21 protein-coding genes are annotated in these 24,176 nt (G+C 65.5%); 18 read left to right on the top strand and 3 right to left on the bottom strand.

The window, feature by feature from the left end; genetic code table 11:
- Positions 1-19 precede the first annotated feature (19 nt).
- On the bottom strand, positions 20-832 hold the full coding sequence (locus RO07_RS01980; protein ID WP_039407631.1) for an AraC family transcriptional regulator: 813 nt from the start codon (positions 830-832) through the stop codon (positions 20-22).
- 250 nt (positions 833-1,082) lie between these two features.
- On the opposite strand from RO07_RS01980, the gene RO07_RS01975 reads away from it, so the two are divergent.
- From RO07_RS01975 to RO07_RS01950, 6 genes are all read left to right on the top strand, one after another.
- Positions 1,083-1,973, top strand: a complete 891-nt coding sequence (locus RO07_RS01975; RefSeq protein ID WP_039407628.1) for an NAD(P)-dependent oxidoreductase — start codon at positions 1,083-1,085, stop codon at positions 1,971-1,973.
- Between the two features lie 214 nt (positions 1,974-2,187).
- Positions 2,188-3,402, top strand: coding sequence for a porin (locus RO07_RS01970; RefSeq protein ID WP_039413929.1), 1,215 nt, complete (start codon positions 2,188-2,190; stop codon positions 3,400-3,402).
- 995 nt (positions 3,403-4,397) lie between these two features.
- Complete coding sequence (locus tag RO07_RS01965; protein ID WP_039407625.1) at positions 4,398-4,643, top strand: hypothetical protein; 246 nt, start codon at positions 4,398-4,400, stop codon at positions 4,641-4,643.
- A gap of 294 nt (positions 4,644-4,937) precedes the next feature.
- Positions 4,938-5,858, top strand: a complete 921-nt coding sequence (locus RO07_RS01960) for a DMT family transporter (RefSeq protein WP_039407622.1) — start codon at positions 4,938-4,940, stop codon at positions 5,856-5,858.
- A 131-nt stretch (positions 5,859-5,989) separates the two neighbouring features.
- The gene (locus RO07_RS26845; RefSeq protein ID WP_084072397.1) at positions 5,990-6,799 is read left to right on the top strand and encodes a helix-turn-helix domain-containing protein; all 810 of its coding nucleotides are present in this window, start codon (positions 5,990-5,992) and stop codon (positions 6,797-6,799) included.
- Between the two features lie 577 nt (positions 6,800-7,376).
- Positions 7,377-7,754, top strand: a complete 378-nt coding sequence (locus RO07_RS01950) for a helix-turn-helix domain-containing protein (RefSeq protein ID WP_039407621.1) — start codon at positions 7,377-7,379, stop codon at positions 7,752-7,754.
- Positions 7,755-7,821: 67 nt separating this feature from the next.
- On the opposite strand, the gene RO07_RS01945 is transcribed toward RO07_RS01950, so the two are convergent.
- The gene (locus RO07_RS01945) at positions 7,822-8,658 is read right to left on the bottom strand and encodes an alpha/beta fold hydrolase (protein ID WP_039407620.1); all 837 of its coding nucleotides are present in this window, start codon (positions 8,656-8,658) and stop codon (positions 7,822-7,824) included.
- Between the two features lie 174 nt (positions 8,659-8,832).
- Here RO07_RS01945 and RO07_RS01940 point away from each other — a divergent pair, with 174 nt between their 5' ends.
- The 12 genes from RO07_RS01940 (at position 8,833) to RO07_RS01880 (ending at position 23,129) form a co-directional block, all read left to right on the top strand.
- The gene (locus tag RO07_RS01940) at positions 8,833-9,384 is read left to right on the top strand and encodes a YaeQ family protein (RefSeq protein WP_039407618.1); all 552 of its coding nucleotides are present in this window, start codon (positions 8,833-8,835) and stop codon (positions 9,382-9,384) included.
- 479 nt (positions 9,385-9,863) lie between these two features.
- The gene (locus tag RO07_RS01935) at positions 9,864-10,808 is read left to right on the top strand and encodes a 2-hydroxyacid dehydrogenase (RefSeq protein ID WP_039407616.1); all 945 of its coding nucleotides are present in this window, start codon (positions 9,864-9,866) and stop codon (positions 10,806-10,808) included.
- A gap of 56 nt (positions 10,809-10,864) precedes the next feature.
- Positions 10,865-11,806, top strand: a complete 942-nt coding sequence (locus RO07_RS01930; RefSeq protein WP_039407614.1) for a hydroxymethylglutaryl-CoA lyase — start codon at positions 10,865-10,867, stop codon at positions 11,804-11,806.
- Positions 11,807-11,860: 54 nt separating this feature from the next.
- Positions 11,861-12,379, top strand: coding sequence for a YbaK/EbsC family protein (locus RO07_RS01925; protein WP_039407611.1), 519 nt, complete (start codon positions 11,861-11,863; stop codon positions 12,377-12,379).
- A gap of 136 nt (positions 12,380-12,515) precedes the next feature.
- On the top strand, positions 12,516-12,971 hold the full coding sequence (locus RO07_RS01920; protein ID WP_039407609.1) for a thioesterase family protein: 456 nt from the start codon (positions 12,516-12,518) through the stop codon (positions 12,969-12,971).
- A 9-nt stretch (positions 12,972-12,980) separates the two neighbouring features.
- Entirely contained in the window at positions 12,981-13,244 is a 264-nt protein-coding gene (locus RO07_RS01915) for a DUF1289 domain-containing protein (RefSeq protein WP_052266939.1), read from the top strand.
- 43 nt (positions 13,245-13,287) lie between these two features.
- Entirely contained in the window at positions 13,288-13,719 is a 432-nt protein-coding gene (locus RO07_RS01910) for a MaoC family dehydratase (protein WP_039407602.1), read from the top strand.
- A 36-nt stretch (positions 13,720-13,755) separates the two neighbouring features.
- The gene (locus tag RO07_RS01905) at positions 13,756-14,679 is read left to right on the top strand and encodes an MBL fold metallo-hydrolase (protein ID WP_039407599.1); all 924 of its coding nucleotides are present in this window, start codon (positions 13,756-13,758) and stop codon (positions 14,677-14,679) included.
- Between the two features lie 370 nt (positions 14,680-15,049).
- Positions 15,050-15,997 (top strand): NAD(P)H-dependent flavin oxidoreductase, encoded by a 948-nt coding sequence (locus RO07_RS01900; RefSeq protein WP_039407596.1) that lies wholly within the window; start codon positions 15,050-15,052, stop codon positions 15,995-15,997.
- Between the two features lie 561 nt (positions 15,998-16,558).
- Positions 16,559-18,484, top strand: coding sequence for a hypothetical protein (locus tag RO07_RS01890; RefSeq protein ID WP_147284570.1), 1,926 nt, complete (start codon positions 16,559-16,561; stop codon positions 18,482-18,484).
- An 85-nt stretch (positions 18,485-18,569) separates the two neighbouring features.
- On the top strand, positions 18,570-20,876 hold the full coding sequence (locus tag RO07_RS01885) for a hypothetical protein (protein ID WP_052266938.1): 2,307 nt from the start codon (positions 18,570-18,572) through the stop codon (positions 20,874-20,876).
- Between the two features lie 435 nt (positions 20,877-21,311).
- Positions 21,312-23,129, top strand: coding sequence for a hypothetical protein (locus RO07_RS01880; RefSeq protein WP_039407588.1), 1,818 nt, complete (start codon positions 21,312-21,314; stop codon positions 23,127-23,129).
- Between the two features lie 112 nt (positions 23,130-23,241).
- Here the strand turns inward: RO07_RS01880 and RO07_RS01875 are convergent, their stop codons facing one another.
- Positions 23,242-24,090: a 3-hydroxybutyryl-CoA dehydrogenase gene (locus RO07_RS01875; protein WP_039407585.1), complete on the bottom strand. Its 849-nt coding sequence runs from the start codon at positions 24,088-24,090 to the stop codon at positions 23,242-23,244.
- Positions 24,091-24,176: the final 86 nt, after the last annotated feature.

Here is a 24,176-nt window from a genome sequence, read left to right as displayed (position 1 = left end):
ACGGCATGCCCTGCACCGACTAAGCCGGATTGCCCACCGTCCTGTCGACTTCCCCGAGGATGGCCTGGCGCCGGAACAGGTCTGGCGTCAAGCCGGACTGGCGCGTGAACATTTCGATGAAGACGGACGGTGTCGCATAACCCAGGTCGAGCGCAATCGACTTCACGGTGCGCCCGGCCTCCAGCGCCTCTATCGCGCGGAAGAAGCGCCTGCGCTCACGCCATTGCCCCAAGGTCATCCCCAACTCGGCGCGACAGTGACGCGCCAGCGTGCGCTCGGTCATCGAGACGGTGCGCGCCCACGCTTCGAGCGTGCGATTGTCGCTCGGCTCGTTCTGCAACCCCTCGAGCACGCGTATCAAGGCGGGCGATCTCGCCTGCGGCAGGAAGCGCGGCTCGGCCGGTGCGAACGCCAACTGGTCGACGAGCACGTGCGCGAGACGCCGGTCCGCATCGGTCTTCGGACAGGCCACGCCGCGCTCGGCGAAATCGGACAGGATCACCCGCAGCAAGCCACTGATGCGCAGCGTGGCCGCGCGGGACGGGAGCGCCGCCGCCAACGACGCGTCGATGTACACCGACCGATAGACGACGGCGCGCGCATTGAAGCTCGCGTGCGCGGCCTTCGGCGGAATCCACACGGCGTACTGCGGCGGTGACACGAAGCGCGCGCCCTCGATCTCCAGCTGCATCACCCCGTTGGCCACATAGTTCAGTTGTCCCCAGTCGTGACGATGCGGCACCCACGCGGTCTCGGCGGCGAACTCGTCATAGCGGAAGTACACCGGGTACGGCAGCGTCCTGAAAGTCGGCCAATTGTTGCGAACGGTCATGGCAGCGGTGAGGGATTGAAGCGGTCGAGTGCGACGGGACGCCGTTCCGGGCGGCACGCAGCGCATGACGTGCATCTTACCGCCGCACCGGCGGCAGCCGGCGTTCCGCGGCATTCCCCGGCTCCTCTGCGGCAAGCCGCGTTCGGTGTCATGCTCCTACGTGACGCGGACGGTCCCGCGCGTGGCGGCGCTTGTGGCAGCGCTTGTGGCAAGACACGCCGCCACGACCTCATTGCAACAAGGAGAACGTATGAACATCGGATTTCTCGGACTCGGCACCATGGGCGCCCCGATGGCGCGCAATCTACTCAAGGCGGGCTTCGCCGTCCGTGCATGGAACCGCTCCCGCGGTCCCGTCGACGAACTGGCGGCACAGGGCGCCACCCCCTGCGACAGCGCCCCCGACGCGGCGCGCAGCGCGGATGTGCTCATCGCGATGCTCGCGGACGACGACACCACTCGCGCCGTGTTGTGCGACGGCGGCGCACTGGAAGCCCTCACACGCAACGCGATCGTGGTGAACATGGCCACCATCTCGCTCGACTTCGCCCGCGAGATGCGCACGCGATGCGAGGCCCTCGCGCTGCGCTACATCGCAGCTCCCGTACTCGGACGCGTCAACGTGGCCGAAGCCGGCAAACTCAATATTCTCGTGGCGGGCGAAACCGGCGCCATCGATGCCGTGCAACCACTGTTCGACGTACTCGGCCAGCGTACGTGGCGCTTTGGCGAGACGCCCGAGCAGGCGAACGTCGTCAAGCTCGGCGCCAACTTCATGATCGCCAGCGCCATCGAATCGATGAGCGAAGCCGCCGCGCTCGCGCAAGGTCACGGCGTCGCAGGCGCCGACTTCATCGACATGATCACGAGCACGGTGTTCGCCACACCCGCATACACGGGCTATGGGGCCGCCATTGCGAAGCAGGTGTTCGAGCCCGCCGGCTTCAAGCTCGCCCTGGGCGCAAAGGACGTTCGGCTCGCCCTGCTCGCCGGCGAAGCGGCAAACGTGCCGATGCCCTTCGCCAGCGTGCTGCGCGACAACCATCTCGACAGCCTCGCGCACGACGAAGGCCATCTCGACTGGGCGGCGTTATCGCGCGTGGCCGCACGACGCGCAAGGCAAACCGGGGGCGATGCATGACGCGTGAGTTCCTCGCCATCGCCCGCTTTCCGTTTTTTGCGTTGCTTCACGGCGAATCGTGAGGACAGTTCTTAGAAATGCCGTGCGTGGCCCTGCGCCATGCACGGTTTGATGGGGCTGGAATCGTTTCGGAATCTTCATAAGGAATCCGAACAGGTGTTCGCCAATATTCTCGGTGTCGATTTCAACCATGCGCGGCAAAGCGCTCGACACCATGACTCAACGCTCACACCTCAACAACGGCCTGCGCGCTCTGGCGCTCGCCGCAACGCTCACATTGCTCGCAGTGCCCGCAAGCGTGCAGGCGCAGAGCAACGTCACGCTCTACGGCACGATCGATTCGGGCTTCGTCCACGCCAACCACGTAGCGACCAACAGCGGTCCCGACTCGCTGTCCGCGATCACCAGCAATATCATCTCCGGCAGTCGCTGGGGACTGCGCGGCACCGAGTCGCTCGGCAACGGCCTGTCGGCGCTGTTCCAGATCGAAAGCGGTTTCAACGCCGTCAACGGCCATCTCGGCAACGGCGGCCTCGCGTTCGGGCGCAAGGCGATCATCGGCCTGCGCGGCAACGAATGGGGCGAGGTCACGATCGGCCGCCAGTACGATCCCGTCGTCAATCTCGTGCAGGGGCTGACCGCCGACGGCTACTTCGGCGGCTTCTTCGCCACGCCGGGCGACGTCGACAACTACGACAACGGCGCGCGCATCAACAATGCGATCCGCTACGCCACGCCGAACTTCGGCGGCCTGCAGTTCGAGGGGATGTACGCGAGCGGAAACGTCGCGGGAAAGATGGGCGCCGGCAGATCGTATGGGCTGGCCGCTGCATACAGCAACGGCCCGGTTGCTCTCGCCGCCGGCTACTTCTTCGCGGATGGGGGTAACACGCGGGTGACGACGTCCGCTCCGGATTTCGACTCGCGGGAATGGTCGGGCAGCGCGGGTTCGCTCTTCAACTCGCCGATCAACAACGGCTTCCGCACCGCGAGCCACGTTCGCATTGCCCGCGCCGGGGCGAAGTACGCGATCGGGCCGGCCATCCTGGGCGTATCGTTTTCGAACGCACAGTATGCGAGCGATGCCCTCTCGCTGTTTACCGGCACCGCGAAGTTCGACACCGTCAACGCCTTCGCCACGTATGCGCTCACGCCCGCCATCAACACGGGCATCGGCTATAGCTATACGCGCATGCGCGCGGCGGGCGACGTCGGCGCGCACTACAACCAGTTCAATGCCGGCATCACCTATGCGCTGTCCAAGCGCACGTCGACTTATGTCGTGGGAGGCTATCAGCAGGCCGCCGGCAAGACGCTGCGCACCGATGGCAGTGTGGCGAACGCTACCGCGTCCGTGGGCTCCTACGGCATCGACGCAGGCGCGAATACACAACTGCTGGTCGGTATGGGATTGAAGCACAGCTTCTGACGTCGAGCACCTCGATCGCCCCCGGATCGCGTGCGACTCACACCGACATCGGCCCGAACCCGTTTGAACATGCGGGTTTGGGCCGTTTTCATGAATGAAATAGGGTGCTTTAATCTCAAACGGCTGTTTGGAGAAATTGCTTCTATTCGTCTAAAAAAATACACTATTTATTATTTTAAGGGTTTACCCTATTCGGGAATCTATTTAGAATTCCGCTCCATCGAAGTTCGATACAAACGCAAACCGACGATAGCTACGCTTTTGGCAATTCCCTCCGAATGCGACACGCCGGTTTTATCGGGTTGTTGCCAAACAGGGAGAAGTGCAGTCATCGCCGCACGCCCTGCACGCGAACCCGTTTCAAGGACGCCGCGTAAGCGTCACCGCGCGACGCCCGCAGTAGCAGTAGCAGTAGCAGTAGCAGTTTGAAGGTTCGTAGTTCCGCACTATCCGCAGTAGCCGTTCAGTGAAATGTGCTCGCCGACGTCTGGCGCATACATCGCTGTTCACGCATCATCCGCAGTCCTGCAGTTCAGAAGGTCTCGCATCACCGCAGTACCCGTCGTCGCAGTCGGACGACCGTTGTTGTCGTAGTGAATTCAAGCATTACCCGTAGTTGCAGTTCGCAGTACTCATAGCTGTTTTCCGACGTCGAATCTTCGTCGGATGGAGAGTCATCCCTCCCCGCTGTTACGAGGCATCGCTCTCACGCGTCAGAGCCGTACCGCCGCCGGTCGTTCAGGCGGCGGATCGCGCGCCCACAGCCTCGTATTGCCCCACGCGCAGCACCAGACAACCCGACACGCCGATCACGCATCGCACCCGTGATCGAACGACATCCCGACGTCGGTTCGACTCGTGCGTCATATGCGCCGTATCGGCCGGTCCTTTGCAGCCGCATCACTTGCACCGCCCCTGTCACCGCGTGGGCGCTCGGCACGCGCGCGCAATGTTCGCGCAGCATGCCCTTTTGATTTGAAGACGAGAAAACCGAAATGAACACCGACCCAGAGCGCATCACCCTGACCATTACGCTGCATCCGAACGACCTGAAACAGCTCGACAAAGCGTGCCACCGCGTTGGTATGAAACGAGAGGATTTCTGCGTGCTCGCCACGCATCTGGAAGGCGCTCGCGTGCTCAATGGCGAGGGATTGGCCGCACTGGCGCGTCCGTTCGGGTTCGCCGCCGCACTGCCTGCCGCGTTGCGCAGCGCTTTCAACCGCCTGTGCGCACGCTGAACTCGTAGTCCAGTCTTCATACCGGCGGCGCGGGTGGCGTTGCCGCGCACCGACAGCAGGAGGCAGGAAGCGGGAGCAGGCAGCGGAAGGCGACAGACAACGCGTCTTAAATCCACTATCTTTTGTCCGAAATTCGCTATGCAATCCCAGCGTTCGAGCGGACAATTCGCCACATGCCGGGAACGTACGTCATGTGTCTGGCGACGATTACCGCGGCCTCCGTACATCACCGTGTACGCCCCCCTGATCCGAAGTTTCGCCGATCGTCGATTCGGCCTCCCCCTGCGACATTCCATGTTCAATTTCGTCCTGCCGCTGACGGCCGTCCTGATCTGGTCGGCCAACGTCATCGTCAACAAGCTCTCCGTGGGCCATATCTTTCCCGCCGAAATTGCATTTCTGCGCTGGTTCGCCGCCGCACTGATTCTCACGCCGTTCGCCCTGCCCGCCCTGTGGCGCGCACGTCGGAGCGCGCTGCCGCATCTGGGGCAGTACGCCACACTCGGCGTGCTCGGCATGGCGATCTACCAGGGGCTCGCCTATAGCGCGGCGCACTACACCAGCGCGACCAACATGGGCATCATCATGGCGCTGCTGCCCCTCACCACGCTCGCACTTGCGGTCGTCGTGCTCGGCGACGCGTTGAGCGCCGGCGCACTCGCCGGAGGCCTGCTGTCGATCTTCGGCGTGCTACTCGTCGTGGGTCGTGGCTCGCTGCTGCATCTGGCCGACCAGGGTGTCGGCGCGGGCGACGCCATGATGTTGCTCGCGATGCTCGCGTATGCCGTGTATTGCGTGTTGCTGCGCAAGTGGCGTCTGCCACTCGCGCCATTGCCGTCGCTCTACGCGCAAATCCTGTTCGCCGTGATCGCGCTGCTGCCCTTCTACCTCGTCTCGGAAAAAGCCGGCGTGTCGATGGACAACCTGCCGCCGTTGGCCTTCGCCACGATCCCCGTCTCGATCGCCGCGCCGTTCATCTGGATGATCGGCGTCGCCCGCATCGGACCGCGCCGCGCCACGGTCGTCATCAACCTCGTGCCAATCTTCACGGCGCTGATCGCAGCCTTCGGGCTCGGTGAACATCTCGCGGGGTACCACCTCGTGGGCGGAGCGCTCATTCTTGCCGGCGTCGCGCTCGGCGAAAACTGGCATCTACCGATCCGGAAAGCGCGCGAACGGACACCGTCAGTACGAGATGAATTGGGAAATGTCTGATAAATTTCGCGCTTTTAAAGTTACCGACTCTTTATAGAGGCCCACCCGTCACGCATGGGAAGGAGAGCGATATAACGTCGCAGGGCGCGGAGGGATTGATTACTCTGTGTGACTCGTCAACGGAGTCCGCCATGCAAACCAATCCACTCGCGCTGTTCGGAGACCATCTGGCCCGCTTGCGTAAGTCGCGCGGCTGGTCGCAGGAGAAGCTTGCGCTCGAGAGCGGCCTGGCACGCTCGTATGTCAGCGGCATCGAACGTGGCAGACGCAACGTCGCCCTGGTCAACATCTGTGTCCTGGCCGACACGCTGGGCGTACCGACCTCCGAGATGCTGCGGTTCACCCCGACACTACCGGGGACGGAGGACGCTACGCCTTCCGCCGATCGCACGCCGCTGCCTCAAATCAGCCAGTCGCTCTGCCGGCTGGAAAACCGCGATCAGGTCTGGCTCGCGGAAGTCATTCGAAGTCTGAGCTCGCGCCTGAGCAACTGCACGCCGCCTGAAGACGACTCCTCCACGCCTCCGACATCGGCACCGGATCCACTCGCTGCCGCCGACGACGACGGCGAAGACGCTGACGACGGCAACGACGACAGCGACTGCAGCGACGACGAAGACATCGACTTCCGCGGCCGCATCGACGACACAGCCAGCACAACCGCGCCGACATCGTCGCCATCGTCGTCCCCTGTCGGTGAACCGCGTGTCCATGCCTCGGTCGATACGGGATTCGAAGCCGGATTCCCGGTGCGCCGCACCTATGCAAGCGCGGGAAACGAAGGGTATCGGAGCCTCGACGAAGACATCGTCCGCGTGAGTGATCCGCAGCGGGATGCATCGGACGCACCGTATGTTTCTCCGATGCCGGAATTACCCGCCCGATCGGAGACAACAGGTCACGACAATTCGCTACGTCCGCCCACAAACAACGAAGACTGAGCGATAGCAAGGCAATCTGCGCTTAGGACATCGCGCAAAGTCCCCGCAACTTCGCGGGGGCGGAGCGCGATCCTTCGTCTAGTAAGAGTTAACGGCACACCATCAAAAGTCAGCGACCGCGAGAACGCCAAAAATTTGCGCGATCGTGCGTCGCCGCATCGTTCGAGACACACGCCAACCAGTCACGACGGGGAATGACAACGCATCGGCGCCTGGTGCAAGTTCGCGTCGGCCGACACAACGCTCGGCTCGCGACGTCAACATCGAGTGACATCCCAGCGCGGAACTCACCAGAATCGCGGCTCGACTTCCTTGGGCAAGTCCAGTGTCACACTGCGCGGCTCCGGTTGACGGGAGTGCGACAAGACATATCGCGCCACCGTTGTGGCGGTACGCAAATCGGTGCTGCCATCTCTGCTGAGAGCCCGCATCCGTTGTGCCTTCTCCGAAAGCCCGCAAGAAATCCGCGTTGCATACTCGGTAGTTCGTGCTTCACGAACGGGCGATACCCGAGGCACCGTCCCCAATGCCGGATTTTTGTTTCAATCTTCACGTCCCTAACAAGGAAAACTTTTTTATGGACACCAATTTATTTCGATTCGGCAGGCATCTCGCCGGTTTGCGCAAGAAGTACAACTGGGCGCAGGACAAGCTTGCGCTCGAGAGCGGTCTGGCGCGCTCGTATCTGAGCGGTGTCGAGCGGGGCAAACGCAATATCTCGCTGCGCAACATCTGCATTCTGGCCGACACGTTGGGGCTGCCGCCGCATGAGTTGCTCGCCTTCGATTCGTCGAACGGCGTGGCCGCCGATGCGAGCGCATCGACGCCTTGCGATCCATATCCGTCGCTCAACCGGGCGATGCAGAAACTGTCCGACCGGGATCAGGCGTGGATGGCCGATCTGGTGCGCACGCTGAGCCTGCGATTGGGGCACGGCGTGTTGAAAGACGAATGAGCCCACAACGCGCGGTGAGTGCGGTGCACGCCATCGACGCGATCGGACGCTCCCCGCGCGGTCGAACTCAGTCGTTGCCGAGGAAAGCGTCCACCGCTCGGTGGAAGGCAATCGGATTGGCGAGGTTCATGCCATGCGAGGCGTCCTGAATCACCATACGGCGGGCTTCGGGCATGGCATGCGCCAGCGCGTCGAGCACGTCGGGATAAGGCGCGGGACTCTCGGCGCCGCCCATCAGGAGGACAGGCGCGTGCAACGCGCCGAGGGCATCGATCGGCAACGGCGCACGCGGCTCGGCAACCTGGCCGATGAGCGTGCGCGCGTTGTCGCGCACCATCTGCTTGAACCACGGCACCATCCGGCGCCATGTGTCCGGTCCGCTGACCGTATCGATGAAGACGGCAAGGCCACCGTCGATATCGCCCGCCTCGATCAGGGCGAGCGCCCGTTCACGGAAATTGCCGCGTTCGCTGTCGAGCGGCACCTGCACCGGGCCGCCGCTGATCTCCACGCCGGGGTCGGCGAGGATCAGGGAGCGCACCGTGTCCGGCGCGAGCAGCGCGGTGCGCAGCGCGACATAGCCGCCGCGCGAATGCCCCAGCACATGGACCGGTCCCACGCCGAGCGCCGTGATGAAGGCCGCCAGATCCTCCGCATGCTGCTCGCCGGAGAACGTGCCGTCGCGGCCGTCCCACGCTTCGGGCCAGTAATGGCGAAGACTCACGGCAATGACACGCCGACGCTGCCCCAGCGGCGCCATGTTCGGCTTGAAATATCGAAAATCGCACAGCGAGCCGTGCACCAGCACGAGCGGCGCGCCAACGGCGTCGGCAGGTGCGGGTGTGTCGACGTAGGCCATCGGGTAGCCGTTGACGTCGATCGTTTGCGGTGCGGGAACCGGCATGAGGGACACATCAGGTGAGACGGGGTCGCCAGTATACCGAGCTTGCGCTCCCCTTGCCGCGGCGCGCCATGGGCGCGTCTGGCCCCGCTTTCCGGCACGTTCCGCCCCGCGAACGGCCCGCTGCCAGACGCTGGTGTATGCTTGCGGCTTTCCTCATTCCCGCGGCTTCCCGGTATGGCACTAAAAGCCACCATCTACAAGGCCGAGGTGCAGATCACCGACCTCGACCGCCACTACTACGCCTCCCATAGTCTGACCATCGCGCGTCATCCGTCGGAAACCGACGAACGCATGATGGTGCGCCTGCTCGCGTTCATGCTGTATGCCGGCGAGAGACTCTCGTTCGGCAAGGGCATATCGACCGCCGACGAGCCCGATCTGTGGGAGCACGATTTCGGCAACGACATCGTGCGCTGGATCGACGTCGGGCAGCCCGACGCGCGCCGTCTCGTCAAGGCGGCCGGCCGGGCCGAGCATGTCGATGTGCTGGCGTACGGCGGCAAGCCCGCCGCAATCTGGTGGCAGGCGACCGAAACGCAGATCACGCGGCTGAAGAATCTGACCGTGCGTATGCTCGACGACGCATCCGCCGAAGCGCTCACCGCGCTCGCTTCCCGCACGATGCGCCTGCAATGCACGATTCAGGACGGAGAAGTCTGGGTAGCCGACGACAGCCATAATTTCGCCGTCAACCTCACCACATTGCGCGCCGCGGCGGACGACTGACCGTCGCCCGCCACCGGGCGGCAAGGCGCGGCAGTTCAAGCCGCGCCTCGCCGCCCTCAAATCTCTCGCATCGTCCGCTCCGACGGCTGCTGCGCCTCCCCGCTTCGCCCTGACGTCTCCGGCCTCGCCCCAATACGCGGCATGACACAAGCTGCGTTACACTTGACGTTAACGTAAATCGAGTCGACGCGATCTCGCCGAGGCCTACCGGGCCAAGGCGTCGGACGCACCGGGACAGTCGATCACCGCCCGGCCCTCCCCTCGTCGGCTTTGCAGTTCGGCATCGAATATCGAGCGGCGTACGCCCGGCTGCGGCCGGCGGCACGCCGTTCGCGTTTGATCCGTTTAGTTCGTTTGGTCCGCTTGGCCCGCTTACCCGTTGCCCACCCCGTCCCGGCCGCATCGGTTGGCTCGACCGGTGGGCTTGGGTTTGCACCAACTCATACGTATTCGCGCCCAGTGCGCCAGCCCCGCATTTCATGGACATCCTGATCTTTTCTCCGGACGGCAAGACCGCCCCCTACGAAGCCGGCCTCGCCGAGCATCTGCCACACGCCCATATTCGTGGATGGCAAGCCGGCGACAACGGCGCGGCCGATTACCTCGTGCTGTGGAAGCCGAACGCCGAGGTGCTGCAGCCGCGCGAGCGTCTGAAGGCGATCTTCAACCTCGGCGCCGGTGTGGACGGCGTGCTCGGCACGCGCGGAGAAGGTGCCGAGCGTCTGCCGGCGGGTGTGCCGCTCGTGCGTCTGGAAGACGCCGGGATGGCCGATCAGATGGCCCAGTACGTCAGCGCCGCCGCGCTGCGGTATTTCCGCCGTCTCGACGAATTCGACACGCAACAGCCGCAAGCTCAATGGAAGTTCCTGAAGCCGAACCGCCTGTCGGATTTCCCGATCGCCGTGCTCGGCTACGGCACGCTCGGCGCGCATGTCGCGCGCGCGTTGAAATCGTTCGGATTCCCGGTGCGCGCGTGGAGCCGCGGCGAACGCCACGACGACAGCGGCATCGATCTGCATCACGGCGAAGCGGGCTTCGAGTCTTGCGTGTCCGGCGCGCGCATTCTCGTCAACCTGTTGCCGCTAACGCCACAGACAGTCGATGTGCTCGACGCCCGCCTGTTCGCAAAGCTGGCCCCGGGAGCGTTCCTGATCAACGTCGCGCGCGGTGCGCATCTCGTGGAGGACGATCTGCTTGCGGCCTTGCAAAGCGGCCAGATCGCCGGCGCCACGCTCGACGTGTTCCGGACCGAGCCGCTGCCCGCCGAGCATCCGTTCTGGCGCACGCCTCGCATCACGATCACGCCGCATATTTCGGCCCTGACGCTGCGCGACGAAACCGTCGCGCAGATCGCAGGCAAGATCGCCGCACTCGAGCGCGGCGAGACCATTACCGGCATCGTCGATCTGGCGCGCGGCTACTGAGCCGCCACGCACCAGACGCCGCACAGGCCGCCCGAATCACTCCGAGGAGACACCCCATGACCATCACCCCGACGTCGCTACCCAAGCACGTGAAAGTCGTCGAAGTCGGCCCCCGCGACGGCCTGCAGAACGAGAAGCAACTGGTGCCCGCCGACGTCAAGATCGCACTGGTCGATCGCCTCACGGCGGCAGGCTTCGCCAATATCGAGACGACGTCGTTCGTGTCGCCGAAATGGGTGCCGCAGATGGCCGACGGCGCCGAGGTGATGGCGGGCATCCAGCGCCGTCCCGGCACGATCTACTCGGTACTCACCCCGAACATGCGCGGCTTCGAAGGCGCCATCGCGGCCAAGGCCGACGAGGTCGTGATCTTCGGCGCGGCGAGCGAAGCCTTCTCGCAACGCAATATCAATTGCTCGATCGAAGAGAGCATCGCGCGCTTCGAGCCGGTCGCCCGCGCGGCGAAGGACGCCGGTCTGCGCCTGCGCGGCAGCATCTCGTGCGCGCTCGGTTGCCCGTATCAGGGCGAAGTGCCCGTGGCGAGCGTGGTCGACGTGGTGCAGCGGCTCGCCGCGCTCGGCTGCGACGAGATCGACATCGCGGACACCATCGGTGTGGGCACGCCCTCGCGTACGCGCGAAGTGATGGAAGCCTGCGCGAAGGTGTTCCCGATCGAGCGCCTGTCCGGTCACTTCCACGACACCTACGGTCAGGCGACCGCCAATATCTATGCCGCGCTGCTCTCCGGCATCTCGATCTTCCACTCGTCGGTCGCGGGCCTCGGCGGGTGCCCGTATGCGAAGGGCGCGACGGGCAACGTCGCCACCGAGGACGTGCTGTACCTGCTGCACGGCCTGGGCCTCGAGACCGGCATCGACCTCGACGCCGTAGTGCGCGCCGGCGACTTCATCTCGCAGGCCATCGGCCGCCAGAACGCCTCGCGCGTGGGCCGCGCCATGCTCGCGAAGATGCAGGATGCCGCCACCGCCGGCGCGTAACGTCGCCTCGCCCACGACGCCGCGGAACAACCAACCGACACACCCGACCTCACCATGAGCCAGACACCGCACATTCCGGCCACAGCCAGCGAACAGGATCTCCCCGAAGGGGCCCGCCACGTCGCCCGTCTCCTTGCGGGCATGGGTCACGATCAGCCCATCGTGCTGCTGCCCGCCACCGGCAAGACTTCGGCCGAAGCCGCGGCCGGCCTCGGCTGCGAAGTGGCGCAGATCGCCAAGTCCATCATCTTCCGGCGCGCGGCCGACGACACGCCGGTGCTCGTCATTGCCAGCGGCGTCAACCGTGTCGACGAGAAGAAGGTGGCCGCGCAGGTCGGTGAACTCGCCCGCGCCGATGCCCGCTTCGTCAAGGAAAAGACGGGTTACTCGATTGGGGGCGTGAGCCCGATCGGGCACGTCGTCTCGCCGGTCACGCTGATCGACGAGGACCTGCTCAAGCTGGCGAGCCTGTGGGCGGCAGCGGGACACCCGCACGCCGTCTTCAACCTGACGCCGCAGCAACTCGTGGCGATGACGGGCGCGCCGGTGGTCGACGTCGCCTTGCGCGACTGAGATGAACCAGCGTGCGCGATCGGGCCACATTGCGGCGCACCGAAGTGGGGTGCGGCGCGGCCCCGGCGCGACGTAGCTTGCCGGTCCTCGCGGCGCCTCGCCGCCCCGCGAGAAGCACAACACAAGGAGACGAGCCATGCCGAGTCCCGAACTGCTACCGGGCCTGACCTTCGAGTGGACTTACCGCGTGCCAAAGAAGGCCGTGGTGCCCGAGCTGTACGACGACGTCGAGCTGTACGACGACGTCGAGCTGTGCCGCGACATGCCTGCCGTGCTGGCAACGGGTTACCTCGCGGGCATACTCGAATGCGCGTGCCTGCAGGCGATTCGCCCCTATCTCGACTGGCCGCGCGAGCAATCGCTCGGCACGCTCGTGTCGTTCTCGCATCTGGCGGCCACACCGGCCGGCGATACGCTGCGCATTCGCGGCAAGCTGGTCGACGTCGCCGGCCGCACGCTGCGCTTCGAAGTCGAGGCGTGGGACGGCCTGGACCAGGTCAGCACCGGCACGCACGAGCGCGTGATCGTCGATCGGGAACGCTTCCACACCAAGCTCCGTGCGAAGGCCGACAAGCTCGGCTTGCCGGTATAAGGCCACCTCATGACTTCACCGACTTCGTCGTCCGTACTCTCGGCGCCGCCCGTGCCGTCACCGTGCACCAATGTCTGCCGGATGAACCCGGGCACAGGCTGGTGCTCTGGCTGCTGGCGCACGCTCGCCGAAATCGCCGCCTGGTCGACGATGGCGGACGACGACAAGCGCCGGATCTGGTCGCTGCTGCCCGAGCGTCGCGAAGCCAATGCCGAGCCGCCGGTGATGCATCGCCGCGTGCAGGTCGACGACGCCGGCAGGGAAGACACCTAGCTCGCGCACCCTCGCAAACCTCAACCAGTATTTGCAAAGCTCCATGGGAAAAATCGTTGCCGTCGGCGAAACCTTCTCCGCCACACATCACTTCTCGCCGGCGTCGATCCGCGAATTCTCCACGCTCGCGCATGACTTCAACCCGCTGCATCTCGACGCCGAGTACGCGGCGGCCGACCCGCGCTTCGGCGGTCTGATCTCGTCGGGCACGCAGCAGATGTCGTATCTCGCGGCGCTGCTCGCCACGCATTACTCGAAGACGGCGCAACCGCTCGGCCTCGAATTCGACATGAAGCTGCGACGCGCCGTGCATGCCGGCGACGACATCACCGTGCGCTGGACCGTTACCGAGAGCGTGTGGAAGGAGAAGCTCGCGGGCGACATCGTTTCTCTCGAAGGCGATGCGCTCAATCAGCGCGGCGAGATCGTGATCACGGCGACGGCCAAGATCCTCGTGTGCCCCAAGCCGGCCTGATCGGCCGCACGCCCCCCAACTTCACGAGAAACGCCCATGACCTCGCTTGCCTTGCCCGACGGCCTGCGCGTGTTCGAGCGCGGCTGGCTCTCATCGAACAACGTGCTGTTCCTCGGCGACGACCCCGCGCTGGTCGACAGCGGCTACGTCTCGCATTCGGAACAGACGCTGGCGCTCGTCGCGCACGCCCTGCCCGAAGGCCAGCCGCTCGCGCGCCTGATCAATACCCATCTGCATTCGGACCACTGCGGCGGCAACGCCGCCCTGCAGGCTCGCTACGGATGCCGCACGTGGGTGCCCGCCGCCGAAGCCGAACCGGTGCGCCACTGGGACGCCCAGCGCCTGTCGTTCGACGCCACCGGACAGGAATGCGCCCGCTTCACATTCGACGAGACCCTCTCGCCCGGCGACACCATGATGCTCGGCGAACACGAATGGCTGGTGCTCGGCGCGCCGGGACACGACCCGCACGCGCTGATGCTCTACAACGCCGCCGACGGTATTCTGATTTCAGGCGACGCCCTGTGGGAACGCGGCTTCGGCGTGATCTTTCCGGAACTCGACGGCGAGTCGGGCTTCGCCGAACAGGCCGCGGTGCTCGATCTCATCGAACAACTCGACGTCGCGCAGGTCATTCCGGGCCACGGCCAACCGTTCGACGATATCGACGGTGCGCTCGCCGCCGCGCGCAGCCGTCTCGACTATCTGCGCAGCGATCCGGCACGCAACGCACGCAACGCGCTCAAGGTGCTGATCGTCTTTCGTCTGATGGCGCAAGGCCAGATGCCGCGCGCGGCGCTCAAGGCCACGCTGGAGACGGCGCGCGCGTGGCGCGGCGCGGCGGCGATGCTCGCGCCGCCCTCGGCATGGCCCGAACTGCTCGACGCACTCGTCGAAGAGCTGGCGAAGGCGGGCGCGCTGCGCGTCGATGCCGACACCGACGCCTTGCACGCCACCTAAGCGCGCCCCAAAAAACAACGCCGCTTGCCGGTCAGGGCAAGCGGCGTTTGAGGACATGACGTGCCGGACGAGCGCCACGGTCGCTAACGCGACGCCCGTCCTTGCGTTTCCGGTGTCCGGGCAACGCCTGGCACGCGCTTTCATCCTAGTCGCGCGCCCCGCGCATCCCCAAGGGGACTTTCCCTGATACGGTGCGCGCGCCCACGCCGAACCGAAGCTTTCTTCGAGTGTCCGCACCCCGGGCGACGAATGAATCCCCCTATAATCGAACGATCGTTCGCGAAACTGCACGGCCTGCCGTGGCGCATCGCAACCCGAGGGGCACGCCGTGCGCGAGTCGCCCCGTGAACGTCCAGACCAAGGAGACTCCATGGCCCTTCCGAAGATTCTGCAAAACCTGGCGCTGCCCGTCGTGGCGTCGCCGATGTTCATCGTGAGCTACCCCGAGCTGGTGCTCGCGCAGTGCAAGGCCGGTATCGTGGGCTCATTCCCCGCGCTAAACGCGCGCGAGCCGCAAATCCTCGAAGACTGGCTTGCGCGCATCACGGAAGAACTCGCCTCGTACAAGGCGGCCAATCCCGACGCGGTGGTCGGCCCGCTGGCCGTCAATCAGATCGTCCATCAATCGAATCAGCGGCTCGAGCACGACGTGCGCGTGTGCGTGGAGCATCGCGTGCCGATCTTCATCACCAGCCTGCGCGCACCGCCCAGGGAAGTGCTCGACGCCGTGCACAGCTACGGCGGCATCGTGCTGCACGATGTGATCAACCTGCGCCATGCCAACAAGGCGCTCGAAGCCGGCGTCGACGGCCTGATTCTCGTGGCGGCCGGCGCGGGCGGCCATGCAGGCACGCTCTCGCCGTTCGCGCTGGTGGGCGAAGTGCGCAAGATCTTCGACGGCCCCATCGTGCTCTCCGGCTCGATCGCCAATGGCGGATCGATCCTCGCGGCGCAGGCCATGGGCGCCGACCTCGCCTACATCGGCACGCGCTTCATCGCATCGAGCGAAGCCAACGCGAGCGAGCACTACAAGCAAGCCATCGTCGATGCGAGCGCGAACGACATCGTCTACACCAATCTCTTTACCGGCGTGTCGGGCAACTATATTCGTCAGAGCATCGTGAACGCCGGGCTCGACCCCGACAATCTGCCCACGGCCGACAAGACCGCCATGAACTTCTCCAAGGCGAAGGCGTGGAAGGACATCTGGGGCGCCGGGCAAGGCGTGGGGCTGATGGACGACGTGCGCCCGGCCGCCGAAATCATCGCCCGGCTCAAGCAGGAGTACGACGACACGCGCAAGCGGCTGGCGGGCTGAGGCGCGTCGGCCCACGGCCTTGCCGTTCCGAGGCCATCGTCGGCGCAAAGCCGAAACGAAAGTAAAAACGAAAACGCGCATGACTGATGCCTAAGCCCGCCCGCGCGGGCGGCGGCAGTCTTCCTCCCCAGGGCGTTGGGAAACAGCCATGTCGTCGACAGGCGGTTCCCGGCTCGCCCACCACTACGGGAGACATCGCCATGCTTCACACTTCGCATCACAGCCCCCCGCGCATCCCCCTCCGTTAGAGGCTTCCGCCCGCGCAACGACACCATGACGTGCGCAGCGCCTGAAGGCCCGCGCACGCCTCTCCTCCTGCAAGCCCGCTCAAAAGGAAACGTTGTCATGCCCTATGCGCCACATCGCGGTGCGTTCCATGCACCGCCCCGCTACTGCCTGTCGTCCAGCGTGCCGCACCGGCACAGTGTCGAGGGCGGGCTGGCCAGGACTTTTCGCGCCGCTCGCTTGGCGCCCGCCAGACGCGCGGCGTGCACGCCCACGATACGCGACAGAAAGCCGGCTTCGGCGTCGCACGCGGTCTGGCCGGTGATCCTTCCCCTCTTGCTCGTCAGCAACGTACTGACGACGGCACGGGCCGGCAGCCCTTGGGACGTGCCGCGACCCGACGGGCCCGCCGGCGACATCGACGTGCTGGCTCCCTTGGTTGCCGTGCGCCCCGATATGCCGGTTCCGGTCGAAGCGGCGAGCACCGCCCCGCCCGAGGTGGTCCACGTTGCGGCCGTTCCCATCGAGATCAAGACGTCCTACACGCTCATCGAGTTTCTCGAGGTGCTCGGCTCGTCCGAAACCCCGTTCACCAACTCGGTAGACACGGTACTCGACGCCTACACGATGCTGACCGGCAAGGCATTGGCTTCCGGCATGAAGAAAACGATCAGGCAATGGACGAGATTGTTCGACGAAATCACGAATCTGATACCGAAAGTTCAGCTCTCCCGGATGCCGGGCAAGGCGGCCACGTTCGCATCGGAGCGGCTTCAGAACAAGGAAGTGGAGTCCGATCAGATCGTCGACTGGCTCCAGTTCGCAGATCCTCATCCGTGGAGAAGCGCTGCCGAGCGACAAGTGCCGCAACAGGACAGCGTCGCGCCAAGTCAGCGTGAGCCCACCCGCAATCGGGCATCGGCCACGCAACACGAAGGGCCTGCTGCCGAGGTCGCCCCGCGCCCCGGCGAGCGGCAAGGGAAAATGGCGATAGCAAGAGATGGTGAATTGGAGAGCGCCGCCGCTTCGCAATCCGATGGGGCGAGGCCGAAGCTTCCCTCGAAGATCGCCGGCGAGATCATCATGAGTGACGTCGGCCTCGCGGCCGGTGAGACCCTCGTTGCCACGCACCCGAAGATCGAAGGCGAGCGCGAGCATCTACAGGGCTACGCGCATTCGCTGTCACAGGAAAATCTGCCGTCTTCTGTACCGAGACGCCTGCTTTTCGTGGACGGGCGCTTCTACATCCGCGGCGATTTTGGCTATTACCACGCCACGCGCGGCACCGACTCCGCGCATTGGCTGATCAACGCGCCGCGCGGCAGCAACCGGCGAGCTCAAGTCCCCATCGAATACGACGCCGAGCTCGACACCTGGCGAGCCCAGGCCCCGCTACGGCTGTGCGGCGGAGGGTGCGTCCAGAGCCGGCTGCCAACTGCCGACAGCATCATTGCCGACGATGAGACAATCCAGCGCGCGATCGAACATCTCGAAGAAAGCAAGGTGCGCAACGCCATCCGGCGAGCGTTCAACGATCTGGCGCGGTTGCAGTTAAAGCGCAGCAATCGTCCCGACCTGCGCGCGACGCGCGACCATTCGATCATCGACCGCCGTACCGACTTGCGCGCGTTGATGCAGAACGTCGACCCGAACGCACCGTTGCACCTGCAGCAGCGCGAGGCGGCCTTCATCACGACGATGTACTACCACTTCAACCCGGGCACCGAGGCGTTCTGTCAGGAGAACGCCGAGATTCTCCTGCATTTCCTGATCTCCCACGGTATCCCGTCGCAGCGATTGCGAATGATCACCGTGCAGCCGTGGAACCGGGCGCCGCACGCGCTCGTGCTCTATACCGAATCGCCCGAGCTCATCGCCAAACTCAGCGCCGCGACACCGCACCCACCGACCGGCTTTGATCGCGACGGCATCAGCGGCCGGGAATTCGTCCTCGACGGATTCCACGCACGGCGCAACACAATCCTGCTCGATCCGTGGAGTCGCACGCGGGCCACGGCCTTCGTGCACGCCGACAGCGCCGAGGCCGTGGGCAAGCTGGTCGAAGCCGCGCTCGCCGATACCGGGCTCGCGCCGGGGGCACCGTACTCCGTTGCGCTTACGCGGCTGTACAGAATGTCCCGGACCAGCGTCTCCAGCAGCGGCAATTCGGCCAGCAGCGGAAGCCTGTCCAGTGGTCGCCGCCCCAGCAGCACCGGCAGCGGCAGCACCGTCCAGCTCCGCGCCGCCATCGACGTCCGCTAGCCGTGCCACCACAGCCCATGACGCCCAAGCACGTCTACGGCCTCGCCAGCACGCTCCCCCGCCATATCCATCTGGAGGTCCCATCATGACGTTCGCGTCGCACCGACGTGCTATCGATGTCTCCGCAAGGTATGACGTTTCCTGCGCGGCCGAGCGCCGACGGCGCGCCGCGCATGCCCCTGCCGGTTTCCCCGGGACGTTCCAACGCGCACGACCGGCGCGCGCGCGACAGCCGCGCGCGCCCACCACTGCCAACGACGCGCCTGACGTCAACCGCAACCCCTCGGCGGTCTGGCCCGCCGCTTTCGCGCTCCTGCTGGTCGCCAATCTCGCCGCACCGACGAGCGCCCGCGTGCCGGCGCGAAGCCGGCCGCCGTCCGCCGACGATGGCGCTTTGCGTACGGAGGATCCGCTGGGTCGTCCGGAGAACGTGGCGCCGCCCGATGTGGCCGTTGCGCCATTGGTGCTGTCGACCATCAAGTCGGAGTACACATCGCTCGACCTGCTCAAGGCCATGGCCGTGGCGCGCAACCCGTTCCGGAGCGCGGCGCGGCAACTCGCCGATGCCTTCGCTGCCGTGAGCGGCGGCGACGTCGATCCCGAACTCCGGCGATCGATGGACGAGTGGGCCGGTCTCGTGGACGAAGTCACCGGATTGCTGCCGAGAGTGCAACTCATGCGAATTCCCGCCGAAGTGGCCGGCATCGCGGTGGATGACATCGAAGGCAGGCCGGTGAGCGCCGACAGGCTGACGGGGCTGATTCAGTTCACTTCGCCGAGCATGCACGCGAACGCTCAGAAGGACACCGTGGGGAAGCCCGAGGCCGATTTTCCCGTGAACGGTGAGGTGCCGCCGAACGATTACGCCAGCGAGACGTTTCATGACGCCGCACAGGTTCCCCTCGCCGGTGCCAAAGATGCCGAAGACGTCGAAGATGCCGATGACGACGCCAACGGGCGAGCGCACGAGCGCGATCTCTCACCCACGCTCGACCATGCGAACGAGATGCGCTTGTCGGGCGATGTCGATGCGACGCCGGTGCAGGCGCACGCCGGGGCCGAGGGCACCTTTGCGATTCGGGGTGAGTTCGATCATTTGGCCGGTTACGAGCAAACGTTGGCTCCCGAGCACGCGCCGGCAGACGCGAGCGCGCGACGCTTCTTCGCGAATGGACATCACTATCTGCGTGGCGCTGCCGGCGTCTATCGGATCGAGCGCGGCCTGAGCGGTGACCACTGGCTGATCGACGCGCCGCGCCGCAACCGCGCGCAAGTACCCGTGACATTCGACCCCGCAACACAACAATGGGAAGCGCACGCGCCGCTGCGCGTGTGTGGCGGCGGGTGCGGAGCAAGCAAGCCCGCCAAGCCCGACAGCATTAACGGCAGTTTCGAAGACATCTTCCTGGCGACCCGCCATCTCCCTGCCCCAAAGGTGCGCGGTGCGATCCTGAGTTCGTTCGCCGATCTCGGCCTGATGAATCTGGTGCGATCGAACCGTGCGGACTTGCGGAGCATACGCGACAACTCGATCGTCGATCACCGCATGGCGCTTCGCGAAGCGATGAAGCACATCGACCGGCACGCCCCACTCGCGCGGCAGCAGCGCCTCGCCTCGGAGATCACCACCCGCTACTACTTTTCGCATCAGGGCTCGGAAGCGTTCTGCCAGGAAAACGCCGAGATTCTCTTTCAGTTCCTGCTCGAAGACGGCGTCCCCGCCGAGCAACTGCGCATGATCACCGTTCAGCCGCGCCATCGCGCCCCTCACGTCATGGTGCTCTACTCGGAATCACGACGCCTCATCGACATTCTCGACAAGGTAACGCCGCACCCGCCGGTCGATTTCCGGCCGGATGGCATTGGCGACACGCATTTCGCCTGGGCTGTCTTCCTGACGCGCGACAAAACGGTGCTGCTCGATCCGTGGAGCCGGAGCAAAGCGATTTCGTTCGCCGGAGCCGGGACACAGGAGGATGTCGTGGCGATTCTCGATGCGGCGCTCGCCGACATCGGCCATCGGCCGGGGCGGCGGTACGTCGTGACCGTGACCCGGCCGCTGTCCGAACGGCGCGGCCCGATGAGCCGTCAGGGCAGCCATGGCAGCCTCACCAGCGCCGGCAGTTCCGGTGGCACAAGCCTGGGCGCGGGAAGCGCCAGCGGCCTGAGCCTGAGCGGCGCGAGCTCGGGTAGCGATAGCCTGAGCTTCAGAAGATTGCGCGCCAGAAGCTCCAGCGGCAGCAGTTCGGGCGGTGAAAGCTCAGGCGGCGGATCGGGGGCGTCGATGCCTTCGTCGCGCTCGGGCTTGCCGAGCTTGCCGAGCGCACCGGACGCCGACGAGTCAGCAGATCCCGACCCGTTGGAGGGTCAACGTGCGGCCCAACGATTTTGACGCGCCTCGCCATTCAACAGGTACGCTCCGGGCGCATTCCTCCTGTCATCGTGAACGCGCGCCGGGATTGCTTACCCTTCGCTTGGAGTCTCTGCCATGCCGTATGCCTCATACCGTCGCACTCCCTACCGCCCGGCTTACCGGCTCCCCGATGCGGCACAGCATCGAGCCGCATCGGCACTTCGCGCGAACCGCCACGCATGTGCGGATCGCGACACTTTCGAGCGAACCTTCCGAAGCGCCGCACCCGCGTCGGCATCGCGCGTTCGCCGCGTCGAGGTAGCGAGCCGTCATGCCTACTCGCCACCGCGGGCGAACACCGTCTGGCCGGCCGCATTCGCGTTGATGCTGGTGGCGAACCTCGCCGCGCCGGTTGCAGGCGGTCTTCCAAGAATGAGCATCCCTCGCGGGAAACCCGACGATTCCCCCACTGGCATGTACGACCCGATGGCCGATAGCCCACCCGACGATGTCGCCATCGCCCCAGTGGCGCATGCGTCACTGAAGTCGGAATACACGTCGCAGGACGTGCTGCGCTCGTTCGGCGCCGGAAACGCCCCGTTCCGCCACCTCAGCGAGTCGGCATCCAACCTCTACGAAATACTTACCGGCGAGATAGTCGAACCGGCGTTCCGGGAGAAGATGCATGACGCCGGTGGCGCGGCCGACGTCGCAACGGGACTCGTCCCGCGAGTCTTCGCGACGAGACTGCCATCGGAACTTGCCGACATTCTTGCCGACGGGATGGACGGCAAACCTCCCGGCTCCGACCGGATCGCTTCGCTCCTGCAGAACTTCAACTCGGCGGTCCTCGGTCATCCGGCCATCACGGCAGTACGGGCATCGCAGGACGGTGCGCCACTGCCATCGGAGATCGCGCTCGGCGTCCACGATGGCGTCGCGCGCAAGCCAGGCGATTTCGCGGCGGCGCCGGAGTCCAAAGGCAGGCCGACGAACCCGCATGTGCCGATGGAGAGCCGTGCGATGGACGACGTGAAACATGGCGGCGAGCAAGCGACGGCCGACATCGAACTCGCCGGCAACCACGGCCGGGACCGCGGCTTCAGCAACGTGCGCCACATGAACACCGGACTGCGCCGGACGCACATCGTCGGCGAGCACAGCCACCTGCGCGACTACGCACAGCACATTGCACCGGAGCGCCTGCCGTCCGGCCACGATCGCATCGTCATCGTCGACGGGCATCAGTACCTGCGTGGCGATGCCGGTTTCTATCGCATCACGCGCGCACACAACGCCGACCATTGGCTCGTCGACGCACCTCGCCGCGACAAGGCGCAGGTTCCCGTCGCCTACGACCTCGAAACCGGGCAATGGACCGCCCATCCGCCGCTGCGGCTGTGCGGCGGCGGGTGCGGCCCCGACCGCGGCGCCACGCCGGACAGCATCGCGCTCAGTCACCACGAGGTCGACGCCGTGCTGAGTCACCTTCACGACGCCGCCGCGCAGGACGCCATTCTGTCCGCCTACTCCGACGTCGCGCGGATGCAGCTTCGCCGCAGCAATCGCGCGGACTTGAACGACGGGCGAGACGACTCGATCGTGCCGAACCGGCAGGCCATTCGCGCAGAGGCCTCCAGGATCCCTCCGGACGCCCCCCTGTTCGAGCAGCAGCGTCTGGCGGCACTGATCACGGCGACGCATTACCGGCTGAACCCGCGAACGGAAGCGTTCTGCCACGAGAATGCGGAGATCCTGTTCCATTTCCTCATCGAGAACGGCGTGCACGGCGATTGCATCCGAATGCTCACTATCTGGCCGCAGTTCGGAGAAGCGCACGTTCTCGTGCTCTATACCGAATCCGCCGAGCTCATCGACGTGCTGGAGGCCAGCACTCCTCTTCCCGACACCGGTCGGCGCGTCGATGGCATTACCGGCAGCTGTTTCGCGCGACTCATCATGCAGGCCCGCGACCGCACGGTACTGCTCGATCCGTGGAGCCGCGTCAAAGCCGTCGGATTCGCGCTGGTCAGGGATGAGGGGGAAATGAGCGACGTGCTCGATGCCGCGCTCGCGGACATCGGTCATCAACCAGGAGAGCTGTTCACCGTGGCGCTCACGCGTCCCCGCGGACGGCAACGCAGCCGTATCGGCAGTTCGGCCAGCGAGGGAAGCAGCGGATACGAGTCCGGCTCCGGCGCCTCGCAGCAGCCTCCGGGCGCCGGCCCCGCCGGGCCTGTCCCCGGCATGCCTGTGCCGGGCGATCTGCGCGCTGCGGACGTGCTGGTATGACTCCGCGACCCACGCCCCCGGCGCGCCTCTCGCACGCCGGTGGGCGGGGGCAGGGACTGGCCCCGTGCGTCAGTACATCAGTACCTGAGTACCCTCAGCGCCTTCAGCGCTTTCAGTACGTATAGACGCCACGTCCGGTCTTGCGACCGAGGTAGCCGGCCGCGACCATTTCCTTGAGCAGCGGACACGCGCGGTATTTCGAGTCCTCGAACTCTTCGTAGTAGACGTTCATCACCGACAGGCAGACGTCCAGCCCGATCATGTCGGCGAGGGCGAGCGGCCCGATCGGATGGTTGCAGCCAAGCTTCATGCCCTCGTCGATCTCTTCGGGCGTGGCCAGATTCTCGGCCAGCACGAAGAACGCCTCGTTGATCATCGGCACCAGAATGCGGTTGACGACGAAACCCGGCGCATTCTTCACCGTGATCGGCGACTTGCCGAGCTGGCGCGCCAACGCCTCGACGCGGGCGTGCGTCTCGTCGCTCGTCTGCAGACCGCGAATGATCTCCACGAGCGCCATGAGCGGCACCGGATTGAAGAAGTGCATGCCGATGAACTGCTCGGGCTTGGCGAGCACGGCCGCGAGCTTGGTGATCGAGATGGAGGACGTATTGGACGCCACGATGGCGCCTTCCTTGGCCACGCCTTCGAGCTGCTTGAGTATCTTGACCTTCAGGTCGGGATTCTCGGTGGCGGCTTCGATCACGATGTCGGCCTTGCCGAGCGCCGCGTAGTCGGTCGACGTGGCAATGCGGGCGAGCGCCGCTTCCTTGTCGGCCGCCGTGAGCTTGTCCTTCTTGATGAGGCGGTCGAGACTGCCCGCGATCGTCGCCCCCCCCTTCTGCACGGCGGCGTCGCTGATATCCACCATCGTCACCGGCAGCCCGGCCACCGCACAGGCCTGTGCAATGCCGTTGCCCATGGTGCCTGCGCCAATGATGCCCACGTGTTGAATCGTCATGTCGTCTCTACTCCGTTTGTCCTGTAGGTGGCGAAAATGCCCTCGCACGCGCCATCTTGCGCGGTGCACAAATCATAGCGCGGACA

The sequence above is a fragment of the Pandoraea pulmonicola genome (genome assembly GCF_000815105.2).
Classification (GTDB): Bacteria; Pseudomonadota; Gammaproteobacteria; order Burkholderiales; family Burkholderiaceae; genus Pandoraea; species Pandoraea pulmonicola.
The sequence above is the reverse complement of the archived record's forward strand: the minus strand, read 5'-3'. Positions and strand labels throughout refer to the sequence as shown.

Coding starts and splice junctions, on each gene's coding strand:
- RO07_RS01980 (WP_039407631.1), bottom strand. CDS start 832: ATGACCGTTCGCAACAATTGGCCGACTTTCAGGACGCTGCCGTACCCG.
- RO07_RS01975 (WP_039407628.1), top strand. CDS start 1,083: ATGAACATCGGATTTCTCGGACTCGGCACCATGGGCGCCCCGATGGCG.
- RO07_RS01970 (WP_039413929.1), top strand. CDS start 2,188: ATGACTCAACGCTCACACCTCAACAACGGCCTGCGCGCTCTGGCGCTC.
- RO07_RS01965 (WP_039407625.1), top strand. CDS start 4,398: ATGAACACCGACCCAGAGCGCATCACCCTGACCATTACGCTGCATCCG.
- RO07_RS01960 (WP_039407622.1), top strand. CDS start 4,938: ATGTTCAATTTCGTCCTGCCGCTGACGGCCGTCCTGATCTGGTCGGCC.
- RO07_RS26845 (WP_084072397.1), top strand. CDS start 5,990: ATGCAAACCAATCCACTCGCGCTGTTCGGAGACCATCTGGCCCGCTTG.
- RO07_RS01950 (WP_039407621.1), top strand. CDS start 7,377: ATGGACACCAATTTATTTCGATTCGGCAGGCATCTCGCCGGTTTGCGC.
- RO07_RS01945 (WP_039407620.1), bottom strand. CDS start 8,658: ATGCCGGTTCCCGCACCGCAAACGATCGACGTCAACGGCTACCCGATG.
- RO07_RS01940 (WP_039407618.1), top strand. CDS start 8,833: ATGGCACTAAAAGCCACCATCTACAAGGCCGAGGTGCAGATCACCGAC.
- RO07_RS01935 (WP_039407616.1), top strand. CDS start 9,864: ATGGACATCCTGATCTTTTCTCCGGACGGCAAGACCGCCCCCTACGAA.
- RO07_RS01930 (WP_039407614.1), top strand. CDS start 10,865: ATGACCATCACCCCGACGTCGCTACCCAAGCACGTGAAAGTCGTCGAA.
- RO07_RS01925 (WP_039407611.1), top strand. CDS start 11,861: ATGAGCCAGACACCGCACATTCCGGCCACAGCCAGCGAACAGGATCTC.
- RO07_RS01920 (WP_039407609.1), top strand. CDS start 12,516: ATGCCGAGTCCCGAACTGCTACCGGGCCTGACCTTCGAGTGGACTTAC.
- RO07_RS01915 (WP_052266939.1), top strand. CDS start 12,981: ATGACTTCACCGACTTCGTCGTCCGTACTCTCGGCGCCGCCCGTGCCG.
- RO07_RS01910 (WP_039407602.1), top strand. CDS start 13,288: ATGGGAAAAATCGTTGCCGTCGGCGAAACCTTCTCCGCCACACATCAC.
- RO07_RS01905 (WP_039407599.1), top strand. CDS start 13,756: ATGACCTCGCTTGCCTTGCCCGACGGCCTGCGCGTGTTCGAGCGCGGC.
- RO07_RS01900 (WP_039407596.1), top strand. CDS start 15,050: ATGGCCCTTCCGAAGATTCTGCAAAACCTGGCGCTGCCCGTCGTGGCG.
- RO07_RS01885 (WP_052266938.1), top strand. CDS start 18,570: ATGACGTTCGCGTCGCACCGACGTGCTATCGATGTCTCCGCAAGGTAT.
- RO07_RS01880 (WP_039407588.1), top strand. CDS start 21,312: ATGTACGACCCGATGGCCGATAGCCCACCCGACGATGTCGCCATCGCC.
- RO07_RS01875 (WP_039407585.1), bottom strand. CDS start 24,090: ATGACGATTCAACACGTGGGCATCATTGGCGCAGGCACCATGGGCAAC.